15 protein-coding genes are annotated in these 14,269 nt (G+C 66.7%); 5 read left to right on the plus strand and 10 right to left on the minus strand.

Annotation, left to right across the window (positions count from 1 at the left end; translation table 11 throughout):
* The 3 genes from BBH68_RS14120 to BBH68_RS14130 all read right to left on the minus strand — a co-directional run.
* On the minus strand, positions 1-517 hold a 517-nt coding region (locus BBH68_RS14120; RefSeq protein WP_245738053.1), incomplete at its 3' end, for a transposase.
* 156 nt (positions 518-673) lie between these two features.
* A complete protein-coding gene (locus tag BBH68_RS14125; protein WP_065962300.1) occupies positions 674-1,012 on the minus strand; it encodes an XRE family transcriptional regulator in 339 nt (112 codons plus the stop codon).
* On the minus strand, positions 1,009-1,395 hold the full coding sequence (locus BBH68_RS14130; protein WP_245738058.1) for a type II toxin-antitoxin system RelE/ParE family toxin: 387 nt from the start codon (positions 1,393-1,395) through the stop codon (positions 1,009-1,011). The genes BBH68_RS14125 and BBH68_RS14130 overlap by 4 nt, the downstream gene beginning before the upstream one ends.
* Before the next feature lie 773 nt (positions 1,396-2,168).
* On the opposite strand from BBH68_RS14130, the gene BBH68_RS14140 reads away from it, so the two are divergent.
* The 4 genes from BBH68_RS14140 (at position 2,169) to BBH68_RS14155 (ending at position 6,456) form a co-directional block, all read left to right on the plus strand.
* A complete protein-coding gene (locus BBH68_RS14140; RefSeq protein WP_065962307.1) occupies positions 2,169-2,708 on the plus strand; it encodes a hypothetical protein in 540 nt (179 codons plus the stop codon).
* A gap of 113 nt (positions 2,709-2,821) precedes the next feature.
* Entirely contained in the window at positions 2,822-4,243 is a 1,422-nt protein-coding gene (locus BBH68_RS14145; RefSeq protein WP_065962309.1) for an ATP-binding protein, read from the plus strand.
* A gap of 860 nt (positions 4,244-5,103) precedes the next feature.
* Positions 5,104-5,739 (plus strand): TetR/AcrR family transcriptional regulator, encoded by a 636-nt coding sequence (locus tag BBH68_RS14150; RefSeq protein WP_065962311.1) that lies wholly within the window; start codon positions 5,104-5,106, stop codon positions 5,737-5,739.
* Positions 5,740-6,114: 375 nt separating this feature from the next.
* Positions 6,115-6,456: a DUF4260 family protein gene (locus BBH68_RS14155; RefSeq protein ID WP_245738054.1), complete on the plus strand. Its 342-nt coding sequence runs from the start codon at positions 6,115-6,117 to the stop codon at positions 6,454-6,456.
* Between the two features lie 661 nt (positions 6,457-7,117).
* Here the strand turns inward: BBH68_RS14155 and BBH68_RS14160 are convergent.
* Positions 7,118-7,582, minus strand: a complete 465-nt coding sequence (locus tag BBH68_RS14160; protein ID WP_065962315.1) for a hypothetical protein — start codon at positions 7,580-7,582, stop codon at positions 7,118-7,120.
* 257 nt (positions 7,583-7,839) lie between these two features.
* Positions 7,840-8,133 carry an EthD family reductase gene (locus BBH68_RS43095; protein WP_065962366.1) on the minus strand — a complete coding sequence of 98 codons (294 nt, stop codon included), beginning with the start codon at positions 8,131-8,133 and terminating at the stop codon, positions 7,840-7,842.
* Between the two features lie 10 nt (positions 8,134-8,143).
* Between BBH68_RS43095 and BBH68_RS14170 the strand changes: the two genes are divergently transcribed.
* Positions 8,144-9,178 (plus strand): AraC family transcriptional regulator, encoded by a 1,035-nt coding sequence (locus BBH68_RS14170; protein WP_245738056.1) that lies wholly within the window; start codon positions 8,144-8,146, stop codon positions 9,176-9,178.
* Positions 9,179-9,440: 262 nt separating this feature from the next.
* On the opposite strand, the gene BBH68_RS14175 is transcribed toward BBH68_RS14170, so the two are convergent.
* The 5 genes from BBH68_RS14175 to BBH68_RS14190 form a co-directional block, all read right to left on the minus strand.
* On the minus strand, positions 9,441-9,773 hold the full coding sequence (locus BBH68_RS14175) for a hypothetical protein (protein WP_065962316.1): 333 nt from the start codon (positions 9,771-9,773) through the stop codon (positions 9,441-9,443).
* Positions 9,770-10,984 carry a Shedu anti-phage system protein SduA domain-containing protein gene (locus BBH68_RS14180; RefSeq protein ID WP_065962317.1) on the minus strand — a complete coding sequence of 405 codons (1,215 nt, stop codon included), beginning with the start codon at positions 10,982-10,984 and terminating at the stop codon, positions 9,770-9,772. The genes BBH68_RS14175 and BBH68_RS14180 overlap by 4 nt, the downstream gene beginning before the upstream one ends.
* A 159-nt stretch (positions 10,985-11,143) precedes the next feature.
* Positions 11,144-11,620 (minus strand): hypothetical protein, encoded by a 477-nt coding sequence (locus BBH68_RS41455; RefSeq protein ID WP_141712999.1) that lies wholly within the window; start codon positions 11,618-11,620, stop codon positions 11,144-11,146.
* 76 nt (positions 11,621-11,696) lie between these two features.
* Positions 11,697-13,595, minus strand: coding sequence for an alpha/beta hydrolase (locus BBH68_RS14185; protein WP_065962319.1), 1,899 nt, complete (start codon positions 13,593-13,595; stop codon positions 11,697-11,699).
* A gap of 9 nt (positions 13,596-13,604) precedes the next feature.
* Entirely contained in the window at positions 13,605-14,069 is a 465-nt protein-coding gene (locus tag BBH68_RS14190) for a hypothetical protein (RefSeq protein ID WP_065962323.1), read from the minus strand.
* Positions 14,070-14,269: the final 200 nt, after the last annotated feature.

Consider the following 14,269-nt stretch of genomic DNA (forward strand, 5'->3'; position numbering starts at 1 on the left):
CCTCGCGGATCACCCGGCGGATCGCGGAGATGATCTGGGTGACGGTGTCCTGGGTGGCCACCGCGTCATCGAGGACGGTGGAGTCCAGTGCCCGGCGGTGCTTGCCCTTGAGGACACCGGTGGCCTTCACGACTTCACGCACGGCCTCAAAGACCCGGTTCGGGCGGGTGGAACGGCCCAGACGACGGCGGAAGTAGGCCAGGAGCGACGGGTCGAAGGCCATGTCGTTGAGGCCCAGCCCGCAGGCGGCCTTCCACCGCAGGTCGCAGCGCAGTTCCTGGACCGTCTCGAAGTCCGATAGCCCGTGCAGGGCCTGCAGGGTGATCGCAGCGGCCAGGATCTGCGGGGGCATGCTCGGCCGCCCGTTCGCCGATGGATACATGTCCGCGAACATCTCCACCGGAAACAGCGCACCACGATGCTCGGCCAGGAACGCGAACACACTCCCCGCCGGAATCAACTCCCGGCAGGTCTCCCACACATCCGGCCCGACCGTCTCTCCGGACCATTCACCCATCACCACAACAACGAGTCTGGCCCCGCCGCTCACACGGCGGGGCCAGAACCCCAAGATCTTCATGAATCTTCTAGGCGTCCCGTGCCCGCTGCGCGCCCGTAATGTCTCTCGTAGTCGGTCAGCGTCTCGGTACGCGGGCGCAGAGGACACCCCCTGTCAGGCGACGGTGTACTCGGCATCCCCGAAGTCCGCGACTACGCGCAGCCGACCTCCGAGTGCTTCGACATAGGAGCGGATGGTGGCCAACTCAGCGCGGTCCAGTTCGCCGTGCTCGATCGCCGAGACCCGAGGCGCCGAGACTCCCATGGATGCGGCAACTTGGCGCTGGGTCAGCGCCTGCTCGCGCCGGACCTCTGCGAGCTTGTGAGCGCGCACCTCGGCAGTCAGCCGGTCCATCGCCGCCTGCTTTTCCTCCGCCGATCGCGTCGGCAGCCCGGCAGCCTCGCGCCGCTCACGCGCCCTGCGCTTGGCCTCCTCCCAGCTGACCGTGCTCATTCATACTCCCTGGTTTCAAGATCGGCAAGATGCGCCTGGTAGCGCTTCTCGGCGATCGGGATGTTGGTCTCGTACCAGCCCTGCCAGTTTCCAGCTTTGTCGCCGGCCACCAGCAGCACCGCCCGCCGCACCGGATCGAACGCGAAGAGGATCCGGATCTCACTGGCACCTGACGACCCTGGCCTCAGCTCCTTCAAGTGATGATTCTCGGCACCCTTGATCCGGTCGACCAGCGGACGACCAAGCGTCGGACCAGTCGCCGCCAGCATGTCGACGGCATCTTCTACCTGCTTGGCACTGTCCCAGTCTGCTTCGGCCAGCGTCTCGAACCACGCCGCGACCTCCGCGACCAGGATCACTTCCCATTGAGCCACGGCATCGATGTTAATGCAAGCGTTAACTCGCCACGACCGGACCGCCTCATGCGCGATCACATGAGTACCGTGCCAGATGCGTGCCAGAACGAGCGGTGAACCACGGTCAACACGGGCAATCATCAGCCGCGCTCAAGGTCACCCTTGTACTCGTTTCCGCTGGTCAACACCGTGACCTGTCTCCATCACCCGGTGATTCCCAAGCTCAGAGCGCGGGTTCGATTCCCGTCACCCGCTCCACGACGAAGGCCCAGGTCAGCGACCCGGGCCTTGCTTGTTGTCTAGACCTCCCCATCCCCACGCGCCAGCTCCGCACCAGAAGCGCTGCCAGCGACCCTCGCTCGGGCCGCCCGCACCCGAGCGTCCAAGGCAGCGGTCAGATGGTGTTCCAGGTTCCTCTTCATGAAGCCCAGCAAGACGATGAAGCGCTTCCCTCCCTCGGCCTCGTGTCCCGGCCCCATGGCGTCAGCCAGCGTGTCCACGTGGCCCAGCGCCGCTGTGGGACACCCCGGAGCGCTTTCCTTCCCCGCCTCACGGATGCGGCCACGGGTTACGGCGGATCAGCTCGCCTTCGGTCGCCGTCTCTGGGATGGTCGTCAGCAGCCGGTACGACGTGGCGACCGTCGTCCCTCCGCAGGCGCGAGCGGTTGTCTGCGAGATCGTCCCGGAGACCCATGACACTCCGGGAAACTGGCCCCATGACACAGTCGCCGTATGAGCACGTGATCCCACCACCTGTCACACCATTGCGCGGGGACGAACCGATCATCGGGGTGCCAGGTATGGTCGTCGCCGACTTCTGGCGCTTCGCCATGCCCGACCTCAAGGTCAACAACACCCGCGGCTTGCTCGCCGAGTTCCTCGTCCACCATGCGGTTGGGTCCCGCCAGCCCCGAGTGGAATGGGCAAGCCATGACGTGGAAACTGACGACGGACTGCGCATCGAGGTCAAGACCAGTGCCTACATGCAAGCATGGGAACAATGCCGCCACTCCGACATCCGCTTCAGCGGACTGCGAGCCCGCACCTGGACACCCATGGCCGGATACTCCGGCACGAAGTCCTACAACGCCGACGTCTACGTGTTCGCCGTCCAGACGGCACGCGACCACGCCGCCTACGACCCGCTCGACACCGCCCAGTGGGAGTTCTACGTCGTCGCCCGCCCCACCCTGGAAAAGCTTGACGTAGACAGCCTGGGACTGGCAGCCGTCCGCACGGCGGCAGGCGAACCGGTCGACGTTCACGCTCTCGGCGACCGCATCCGGAGCCTCGATCCCCGCCCCAGCAGAAACGCTGGGGCCTCCGACCATGGGCGATGAGTCGCTCGAATGAGCAAGGGTCCAGGCCAGCGGTTTCATTTGCGCAACTTTCATGAATGAAAGTATCCTCGAAGCAAGTGTCCATCTCGGCTGAGCCAGGAGGCGAGATCGCCGTGGACGGATTTGTGGGGCGCCGAGCCGAACTCAACCTCCTGGACGAACTGTTGGCCCCCGTGCGCACCGGAGGGCGCGGTGGGCGAAGAGGCCGCGCCGTGCTCATCCGGGGGCGTCGGCGCGTCGGCAAGTCCCGCCTGGTGGAGGAATTCCTGGAGCGGACCGGACTTCCGCACGTCTTCTTCACCGCCGTCGGCGGCTCCAGGAAGGAAGACCTCGCGGGCTTCACCGCCGAGCTAGCCGCCTCCACCCTCCCCGAGGCCGCGCGCTTCGGGGACTTCGCCAGCCCCCAGACCTGGGACGCCGCCCTGAGCCTGCTCGCCGGCGCGCTGCCCACTGACGCACCGAGCATCGTCGTCCTCGACGAGATGCCTTACCTCGTACGCGAGGACCCCAGCTTCGAGGGCGCGCTGCAGAAGACATTCGACCGGACCCTGTCCAAGCTCCCCGTACTGCTCATCCTCATCGGCTCCGATCTGGCCATGATGGAGCAGCTCAACACCTACGGACGGCCCTTCTACCAGCGCGGAACCGAGATGGTCGTCCCCCCGCTCAATCCGGCCGAGGTCGCCGCCATGCTCGACCTGCCCCCGGCCGATGCCTTCGACGCCTACCTGATCAGCGGCGGACTGCCGCTGATCCTCGAAGAATGGCCACGCGGCGCCGGACTGTGGGACTACCTGGGACAGGCCCTGCGCCGCCCGACCTCGGCCCTGCTCGTCAGCGGCGAGCGCACTCTGGCCGCCGAGTTCCCCACCGAGGCACAAGCCCGTACCGTGCTCGGCGCCATCGGTCACGGGGAACGCACCTTCACCCTGATCGGACGCGCCGCCGGAGACCTCAACCCCGGCTCCGTCAAGCGCTCCCTCGAACTGCTCACCGCACGCCGCATGGTCGCCGCCGACGCACCGCTGTCCACCCGGCCCAGCCGCGAGACCCGCTACCGGATCGACGACCCGTACCTGCGATTCTGGCTCTCCTTCATCGGCCCGGCCATCCCGACGATCGAACGCGGCCGCGGCGATCGCGTCCTCACGACGATCCGTACCAGCTGGACATCCTGGCGGGGCCGCGCCATCGAGCCCGTGATCCGCGACGCCCTCTGGCGCTTGGCCGACGACCGTCTGCCCGAAGGCACCGACGCCATCGGGGGCTACTGGACCCGCACCAACGACCCCGAAATCGACATCGTCGGAGCCGACCGCTCCCCCATCGCCAAGAAAATCACGCTCGTCGGTTCGGTCAAGTGGCTGGAGAGCAAGCCCTTCGACTCTCGCGACCTCGCCCGCCTCATCACCCACCGCTCCCAGCTGCCCGGCGCCGACGACACCACCCCCCTGCTCGCCGTGGCCCGCAGCGGCTGCACCGCCGAAGGCATCCCACACCTGACCCCGGACCAACTCATCAGGGCCTGGACATGACAACCCGGCAGCCCAGGTCAGGGGCTCGCTTCCCTGACCTGGGCCACCGTGTTGTCTAGGCCGATTCAGGAACCGCGCACGGCTTGCACTTCGGATGAAAGGCACCGTGCCAGATGCGTGCCAGAACAAACGGGGAGCCATGGTCAACAGCGGTCGGTCCGGCGTCTCGCCCATGACGGGCTGAACGGCTCTTCCCGCAGGTCATAGCCGACGGCAGGTCGTCCGAGCCGGTGATTCCCAAGCTCAGAGCGCGGGTTCGATTCCCGTCACCCGCTCCGCGACGAAGGCCCAGCGCTGCTCTACTGAGCGCCCTTCTGCCGGTCGGCGCGCACGAGGACATCGATCCCGGCGGCGACCTCCTTCTGCCGCTCTCGGCCGCGATGGCCTCCAGTGGATCCTCTTCAGGATCGATCGCCTGGTCTGTCAGGCCGCCGTGCCCGTCCTCCAGGTGCTCCCAGCTGTACCGGTGGAGTTGGCCGGCAGGAGTCAGCTCGGCTTGCTTGATGACGACCAGCTCGCCGCGGTCGGGCACGGCCTCGATGTACAGAAGCCGCCTTCCTCGTCAGCATGGCGGAAGTGGTGCCGCGAGGTGGCGCCCTCATCGAGTGCTCGGAAGTACACCACGGTCTCTGCCTTGACGCGGACCAGGTCAACCACGGGACCTCGCGCCAGCGAGGTCATGCGGTTGTACCGCTCTGACACCCCCGAGTGTCATCAACGCCGCCTGACGTCTCCGAACGAGCCATTTACGCTACTACCGTTGCGTAAATATGTGACGCTCTCTACTCTCAATAACGAAACCGACGTATCGAAATGGCCAGGGTGACGGACCGGCGCCTGGACGAGGAGGAGCAACGCCTGTGACAGCCCCCGTGCGCAGAGGACGTCCCCGCAGCGAGAACGCCGATGTACGGATCCTTGAGGCGGCCCACGAGTTGCTGGTCGAGCGGGGCTACGACCGGTTCGCCATAGACGAGGTGGCGGCCCGCGCCGCGGTGGCCAAGACCACGCTCTACCGGCGGTGGCCCACAAAGGACCATCTGCTCGTCGCTCTCGTCGCCAAGATCCAGGACGAGGTGTCGGTCGCTGACACCGGCGACATCAGGCGCGATCTGAGCGTCTATCTCACCGCCGTCGCGACCGGACTCGACCGGATGCGCCGGGTCGGTCGAGACCTGACAGGGGAGGAGGACCGGTCGGCCGGAGTCGTCGCCGAACTGGTCGCGGCCGCCGCCCGGCACCCCGATGTGGGCGACGTCGTACGGAACCTGTTCGCCCGGCGCAACGCCTTGCCGCTGGCACTGCTCGACCGCGCCCGTGAGCGCGGCGCCCTGGCCCCGGGCACGTCGTCCGAAGTGCTCTTCGATCAACTGGCCGGAGCCCTGTACTACCGGCTCCTGGTCACCGGTGCGCCGATCGGCGCCGACTACGTCGAGGAACTGGTCGGCCAAGTGCTGGCCGGACCCGGTGCCACCCCTCACCCAGAAGGGACCTGACCATGTCTTGCCCTTCTGCCGCGTCTTCAGTGCCGGCCGCATTACTCAGGGCGGCAGCGCAATCCTCCCCGGGTAAGGCCACGCCACGGCCGCATCAAACGTGGTGGGAACTCGCCGGCACCTGGGCCGTCCATCGCTTCCATCTCACCCGGACCGGACCGGTCACACCCACGTGTTGCCCGTGGAGTCCATCGGCGGTGCCAAATCCCGCGCCGCAGGGCTCGTCGCCTTGCCAACCGTTTAGCACCCCGCCCCAAGCTGGATCTCGGCCACCATCTCCTTGCAAGGAGTCAACGCAAGACATCCCCAACGCGTCATATGGCTAACCGGAGTTCAGCGTCGGGCCCGGTCCGTGGGGCCTGGGCCCTGCTCGCCGTGTTTCTGCTGGCCTGGACCGTGCTCGAGATGGTCAACCACGGTGGCGGCACGATTCCGCTAGGCATTGTGGGCTTCATCGCTCCTGACCTGACACTGTTCGTCGGGTCGGCGGGGCCGCACGAACCCGGGCAGCTCCCACGCGGCAAAGTGGCCGCCTACAACCTCGTCCACCGGCCGATCGGCCCAGTTCTGGGGCTCGTCGTCGTCCCCTTCCTGCCGGGCGACGGACCAGGTGCCAACGTGGGGCTGTTCACCTTCGCACTCGGCTGGCTGCTGCACATCGCTTCTGATCGCGCGCTCGGCCACGGACTGCGCACTGCCGACGGCTGGCAGCGCTGAGCGCCGGCCGAGCGGCTTCCGCGGCCCCGGACGCAGCGACCGAAGCTCCGCACGACCTCGGGATCACGGTGCCGTACCTCCGACACATGAGACGCCACGGATAAGCACTCGCGGGCGGCTACGCCGACCAGGCTCACCACATCCTCAATCGGGTGAGTGACGACGCGCACCTCTTCGCGCTCTTCGAGAGGGCAAGGAGATGAACCAGGCCGCGGAACAGATCACCACCGCCTACGAAGCCGCGGGTATGCCGTCGCGCAGGTCCACCTGATCCCCACCTACAGCAGGTTGAACGCACCGACCCCGCCTCGGGCGCAGAGCAAGGTGGAGCTCGTCGCCGACCTGCTGCATCACGCACCGGTGGAATCCGACCTCGGCCGAACTCGCCGCCCAGAACGGCGCAGGCGTCGACCGCCGCATGTTCACCGGCTCACTGGGCCGTGTCCAGCAGCACGCCGGCAAGCAGTTCGCCGCCCATGGCCTCACTCCTGAGGAAGCCGCGGCGATTCGCGACCCCTTCGCCGGCTGGAGCGGCAACTGCTCTCAACAGTGCTCCGCTCCGCCACCGCGATGGTCAATCGGCGCCTTGTTGGGCACTCGGGTAGGTCAAGCACGCAGCATGCGCGCCGCGCGGTGGGGCCCGCGTGGGGAGCGTCGCCGCTCACACGGTGAACGCGGTGAGGCGGATGAAGGCGGTATCCGAGTCCTCGTACACCACCGTTATCTGCACCGCGGCCGCCTCCGCGCCTGTCGGTGGGGATTGGATGTCCAGGTACAGGTCACACCCGCAGGACGGGGTGGGCTCACGGTCACGCTTGCGGCTTCCGGGGAATGAGGAATCGAGCCAGCCCGCGACGGCGGCGCGGGGCATCCGGAACGAGGCCTGCATCTGCACGTCCGTCCAGCTACGCTCGGTGCAGCGCCCATCCGACGCGCCATCGGGCAACTCACCGCCGGCGAAGGCTGCCACCGCCGAGCACGGCACCTCGCTGGTGTTGTCGAATGGGTCGTCCAGGACGTAGGGCTTGATCAGCCACAGCATTCCTCCCAGGGTGCCGACGATGATCGTGAGGGCCAGCCACTTCCACAGTGGGCTTTCCGGCTCCGACTCGCCCTCTTCGGCCATGCAGCTACTCCTCCGACTCGCTCCCGCGCAGTACGCATGCGCGGTCAGACGCATCGGGCCCGGCCCCGGTTCTCGTACGTGCGCGCCCGCCCCGACGACAGCCAACTACCTGGCCGGCCTCAACGATGCCTTCTCCAGTCACTCTGCCTCGCGCTTTCACAGCAGACGGCGGTATGTGTCGTAGTCGTAGCCCCGGTTCGCGTATTGCGTGACGGCCCGCCGGCTCCGTCGGTGGACCGTCACGCGAGATCGAGGAATCAGGCGTCTTCGAGGACCTCCGCGAACGCGATCACTACGCCTCCGGTGGCGTGTTCGCGCGTAGCGGCGACAAGGGGGCCCGCCTCTGCGGCGGCGGCGCTGGCCGCCGTGTAGTCGGTGAAGTACAGGTCCAGCAGTCGGTATGCCGGGGTGGGGCTGCCGTCTTCCTTCGGCCAGACCTTGGATGCCTGCAGTCGGACGAGACCGGGCAGCTTCCGCGCCAGCGCGAGTTGCTGGGGGTAGGCCACCTCGAATTCCTCGGGGTCGGTGGGGTTGGAGTAGACGAAGCTGATCTTGGTTGGCTTGCCCCCGCCACAGGGGTTTGCCGATCCTCCTGCGCACGAGGACGCGGCGCTCGGCCTCGATGTGAACGGGGAGTCGTACGACCTGCTCTCGGAGCTGTTACGAGCCGTCCGGCTGAGCGGAGAACGGGTCTCCGCGTACGGTCCGCTGGACACGTTCTCGGTCGGCTTCTCCGGTATCGGCACCCTGCACATCATCGAGGAGGGCGAGATCGTGCTCCGGGTCGACGGGGCCCCGCAGGTCGAGCGCGCGGGTCGGGGCGATGTCATTCTGTTGCCGCGTGGCGACGCGCACCACGTCAGCGACGCGGACGGGCACGCGTCCGCCGCCGGGGGCGGCGGTGCGTCCGGGTACGACGTGCCGGCGCCGCGGCCGGCGCGCTGGCTCTGTGGGACCTTCACGATCGGCGACCCGCAGGCGAGCCATCTGCTCGCGAGCCTTCCGGCCGTGATCGTCCTGCGTGACGCTCGCGGCCCGGCGCTCGAAGGGCTCGAAGTGGCGCGCAGGATGATCCTCATCGAGATGCAGTCGCCCTCTCAGGGGTCGGCGGTGATGGTCGCCCGCATCCTCGATCTGCTCTTCATCCAGATTCTGCGCGCCTGGGCCGCCGACGCGGGGGCCGAGCCGAACTGGCTCGCCGGCGCGCTCGATCCCCGGATCGGGCCGGCCTTGAGCGCGATTCATCGGGACCCCGGCCGCCAGTGGTCGGTCGAAGAGCTGGCCCGTGCGTGCTGCCTTTCCCGGTCGGCGTTTGCCGCCCGGTTCGCCGAGCGGGTCGGAAAGCCGCCTGCCGCTTACCTCGCGCATGTACGCCTCGACGCCGCCGCCGAGTTGCTCCGCGACACCTCCCTACCGGCCGGGTCCATCGGGGAGAACGTCGGATACACGTCGGAGGTTTCAGCCGCGCGTTCAAGCAGCGGTACGGCAAGCCGCCGGCTCTCTGGCGACGAGATGCACGGGCAAGACGCTCGTCCCAGGGCGGAGCGGACATATGAAACGGCCCGCCGACTGCGTTGCGGACCGTCACGCCAGTGACTTTGGGGTGAGTAGGTGAGTATCGGACAGCGACACGCCGACGTCACGGCGTGTCGCTGTCCGATACCAGCCGCCGTCAACATCGCTGCGGTCGTCAGCCTGCTGAGTGAAGTGCGGCAGACCAGCGCATCTCCGGGCGCTTGCGCATCTCCGGGCGCTTGGGCAGGCCGGACACACCTCCGGTGCAAAAGATCGCCGACAGTGATCGGGGAGCCCACCCCATCGCCGAGCCGGCGAGTTGGGACGGGCTGTGGCAGGGAGGTCAGCGCGGGCGCAGGTGGCGGGAGGCGGCGAGGCAGGCGGAGAGCCAGGTGGCTTCGGGTCGATGGATGATGAGGCCTTCCACGGTGATCACGCCGTCCATCGGGACGCCGATCTTGATGGAATGGTCGCCCACTGGGTACGGCTCCCAGTCCGCATCGCTGTGCCAAAGCGTGCCGGTCTTCTCACCGGGGCGCTGTGCGAAGACGAGTTCCTCGCCGCACTCGTTGAGGAAGTAGCCGACGTAATCCTCCTCGCTGATCTCCGCTCCACATAGCCGGCCCAGGATCTGTTCGATGCCCGTGGGCCCGTTACTGTCACTGTCTGTGGTCATGCGGGTTCCTCCTCGGCTTGTGGGTCGCTCTGATGAGCGGACGAGAGCGCCAGCATGCGAGCGGCCGAGTCCAATAAGGTCTCGTAGGTGATCACTTCTATGCGGGCGCAGTGGGTGTTGTAGGTGCGCAAGGTCTCCGCGGCCTCGCGTGGCGAGCATCCGGCCCGCTGGTAGCGCGGGTGGCCGATCACCACGGTGGCCGAGGCGCGGCGGGTGTCGATGCCGTAGTCGGCCAGGATTTCGGGGCGGTTCTCGTCCAGGGCGCGGAGGTAGTCCTGGGCTTGGGAGACCGCGTGATGAACGCGGGCGCCGAGCATGAGGTGGCCGCTTCGGCGGACAACCAGGTTCTTGATGTTGGCCCGTTTGAGCTCCACCACGTGCAGGGAGCCATCGCCGCGCAGCAGCGGGATGTCCAGGATGGTGTCCGGCGCGTACTGGCGGCGCAGCAGTTCGCCGACGTAGGCGCCCCCGAAGATCCACTCCTGGTTCTTCAAGCAGGCGTGCAGCGCCTCCTCCGAGCTGGTGGGGTCGTCGACCACCGTGCGCAGGGCCTCCAGGCTCGCGCGCCTGGCCCTCAGCTCGACGAGTTGGGCGAGCAGGCCGGCGTCCGGGGCGCTCAGAAGGTCTTCCAGCAGACTCGCCGCCTCGGGTGAAGCGGAACGGGGCAGGTCTTTGACGACAAGCTCCATCCGGCCGAGCCACAACAGCCGGTCCGCGTCCCGCGCGGAGACATCCACCCCACCGTCGCCAGGGCCGATCCCCAGGTGGTCGGCCGAGCGGGCCACTCCCCGGAAGAACTCGCGGGCATCCGCCGCCGTCGCGTCCGGATGCTCCCGGCAGAGGACCTCCAGGGCCGTGACCGCCTGCCCGGCGGCCATGGCCACCAGCGAGCGCATGTACCGCTCCTGGCGTGCCCGTGCGCGGGCGTCATAGTGCATGTCGAGGATGTCCAGCGGGAGTTCACCCGCCGCGTACGCGGCGAAGCGCTGGAAGCGCTCGGCGATATCCCACTCCTCGTGCAGGATGGCGGCTTGGCCGCCGTCCCGCAGCGCTACGACGAGGCGCTTGCCCCTGCCGTACTTCCCCTCGAAACGCTTGCCGATGATCCGCAGCGCCGCGTCGGCATGGTGGCGAACGGCCTCGTGGGCGGTTAACTCACGCGTCTCCTCGAGCAGCCGCCGCAGCGTATTGCTCGACCGGTACGTCGTCATGGGCCGAGCGTAGAGAGGACCGCTGACAGCCGGGGAAGTTCCTCTTGCTGGGATGTGTCCGATCAAGCTGGTGAGAGCTCGACGGCCCGAGAAGTCCAACCACGCGCCGAGTACGGGGGGCGCGCGGGCCCATGGGCAGACGCGTTTCAGGCTGGGTCATCAGTAGTCGTCGGGGTCGACTCCCTTGGGGGATCGGTAGGTGGGAGACCCGACGAAGAACACGATTCGGCCCTTCTTGGACGCGGAGGCATCCGTGTTTTCTCCGGAACTGCTGACCAAGAGCTCCGCGGACAACGAGTAGTTGTCCTTCTTATGTACGGCCTCCATCTCCAACTGGCGAGCCGTTGAATTTGCGTGCCCGATACGAGTGATACGCCATCCGTTCTTCGGAAGTTCTTCACGCAAGCGGTCGAAGCCGCGCCTCAACTCCTGGTCAGACAGGTGAGAGATGGACCAAGTATGCAGGACGGAATACTTTCGCTCCCCCTCTCGGGAGGACAGTGTCGCAGGCCCGCCCGGCGATACTTTCCCTTGGAGCCGGACCATGTCGAACACGTCACTGGAGAGCTTTCTGGCGAGCTCCTTGGCCTGCTCCGGATGCCTTTCCTTCGGCGCCGCACCTTCCGAGTCACTCATGGATCCGCACCCCACGACACATAGGAGAACCGCCGCAGCGGGCAGCACCCGTCGACATCGCCACACCTTCCACACTTCACAGGCCCCAAGCCGACGGCTCACGCCAGTCGACCGGCAGAAGCGATCCATCTTCGCGTGGCTTCATTTTCACGTTGTCGTAATCTCCCACAATAACCCACCCTTGGTTCTCGAGACTGAGACTCGGCTTGTGTTTGCCGTCGTCGTAGTCCCAGTAGCCGCTGTGCCCCTCGGTATCAGTGGCCATCTGGTTGGCGCCGAAGATCGGGTCACTTGGATCGATACCCGGAAGCCCACCCCCATGGAAGTGCCGCCCCGCTTCGGATACTGAATTGTCACCCCTGGCGTGCTCATTCCAGACATGCCCCTTATCCACCCCCAGTTCCGCAGCATTGTCCACCCGGGCGCCAGGGCTGCCGGCGAATACGATGTCGTCGACCCCTATGCGCCCCTCTTGGGCCGCCGCACCAATGACTGTGGTGCCGTACGAATGTGCGATTGCTGTGATATGAGCGTCGGAACCAGCTTTGTTCGCAGCGTTGAGACCGTCGATGAACTGGCCATACGCATCCACAGCACCGTCCGCATACTTATCCTGAGTGGCGTCCGGGAAGACTTCCGGCGGTGCATCGTAGCCTATCCAGGTAATGGTCGATACTTCCTGATCGGTCAAAGGATGGGACGTTTTCCACAAGTTCACCCCGCGATTGATGTCTCCTTTACTGTTGCTGAGCGAGGCTCCGGTTCCAGGTGTGTACACCGCGATGTGATCCGCGTCGTCAGGATTTCCGTTGGCGATGACGGCCCGTCCCCGCCCTTCCGGGCTGAAACCCAGGAGATACGCTTCCGGCAGACCGTCCTCTCCGGTCCTGTCAAAACGGCGCTGAATGGCCTTTATACCCATCAAGGGCTCGGCAATCCTGGAGCGTTCTCTGTCCCACGCCTTCCAGGCCAGCGTCACCTGCTTTTCGCCCTGAACGGGAACTTGATTTATATTGTCCCATTTTTGTTCGTACTTTTCGGGCTCAGGGCGATTCTTGTCGAACTCGTCGAGTTTAAGATTGATTTCCGCGCGGGTTTCGGCGAGCACAGTCCGGTTCGCTTCGTCGCGCACGGCTGCGGGTAAACCGTCGAGCTTGCCGAGCCCTGCTGGGTCGAGGGCGACACAAGCGTCCTGCTCCTCCTTCGACAGGCCCTTCCACCACGCGGCGTTTTCTTCCGGACTACCGTCCTTCGGGGGCGCTTTGATGCCGTCCAGGTATTCCTTGGCACTGCGGCGGACACCACCCACGTCCCTCTTCGCGTCAGCCCAGTCCTCGTCAGCGACGACCAGATCGTCGTCAGCCTTCAACTTGCGCAGCTCAGGGGCCCACTTTTCGTCGGCCCGGGTGGCCTGGTGGACGGCTTGCGCAATGCGGTTGGCGATGGACAACGCGCGGCCGTAATTCGGGTTGTCGTGGTGGTTCGACGCCTGGCGCTGAAGAGCCTCGGCCGTGTCGTTCGCGTCCCCAGCAGGGTCGATCGGGTTGCGGGTGGGTTCCCCGGAGGCGCTGCACTTGACCGTACCGCCCTCGGGCACCTTGCCGTCGACGTTGTCGCCGGCCGGCGGGTAGCTCACCGAGCCGTCGGAGTGCACGGTGAACTTCGCGGCAGCGGCATCCTCCACAGCGGCGTCGAGCCTGTTCTTGGCCGCCCGCAGTTCGTGGGCAAGAGAGTTGAGAGCGGTGGTGATGAGTGCGCATTCGACCTGGGTGTAATGGAAGTTCGCGGACAGCTGCCGGAGTTGCCGGACAGCCTCGTCCACGGCTTTGCCCTTGAGCGACTTCCGCATGCCCGCGGTCACTTGCTGCTCGATGTCGTCCTTGGCCTGACTCGCCATGTCGCCGAGGGTCCGATAGCCGCGCGCCGCACCCTCGAACTCAGAAGGCTTGAGGGACCTGAGCGTCAAGTAATCCACTGGTACGCGTCACCGCCCCTGGCTCTCGCCACCGACGGACTTCGTATCCTTGTACAGGCCGTCCCATCGTTCTAATGCGCGCTCGATGGCCGCGTCATTCTCGTAGTGATGATCCCCGGCCTTCTGCAGCCGGTCCTGAAAGGTGCCGCATTTGCCGCTCACACCTTCCAGATAGCGCTTCCAGGAGCGGTAGAGCTCCCGCTGGGCCGCCGCGCTCTCGATACCGCCGCCGGTCTCGCTGCCCGCGCCCAGTCCCTTCTGCTCCTCCTCTAACTTTGTCAGCGCGGTCTTGATGTCGCCCCGCAGCTTGCCGACTCCCCGGCCCGCCGCCGTCCACGCGTTCTTGCTGGACCTCACGCTGCCCGATCCCTCTTGCCCCCAGTCGGGCTTGTCACCGGCGCCCGCGAGGCTCATCCCGGTCTCCGCGGATGCCTCGCGCTTCAGCTGCGTCCATTCCGCCTCGAACGTCGACATGCGCTCCCCTCCCCCTCTCATCGCACACCCGACAGCGATGTGCAAAACAATCAGATTAGTCAGTCGATCAACCCCTATGCCACCCGCCGAGCCGGCGCGGGGGTGTCACGCTGCCGCGCCACATCGGCTGGGGCCGCACTACGTCCACGCGATGCCGACGAGGCGGACTGCCGGCTGATGCGCCTCGGGGGAAGACAGCC

It is taken from the genome of Streptomyces sparsogenes, assembly GCF_001704635.1.
Classification (GTDB): Bacteria; Actinomycetota; Actinomycetes; order Streptomycetales; family Streptomycetaceae; genus Streptomyces; species Streptomyces sparsogenes.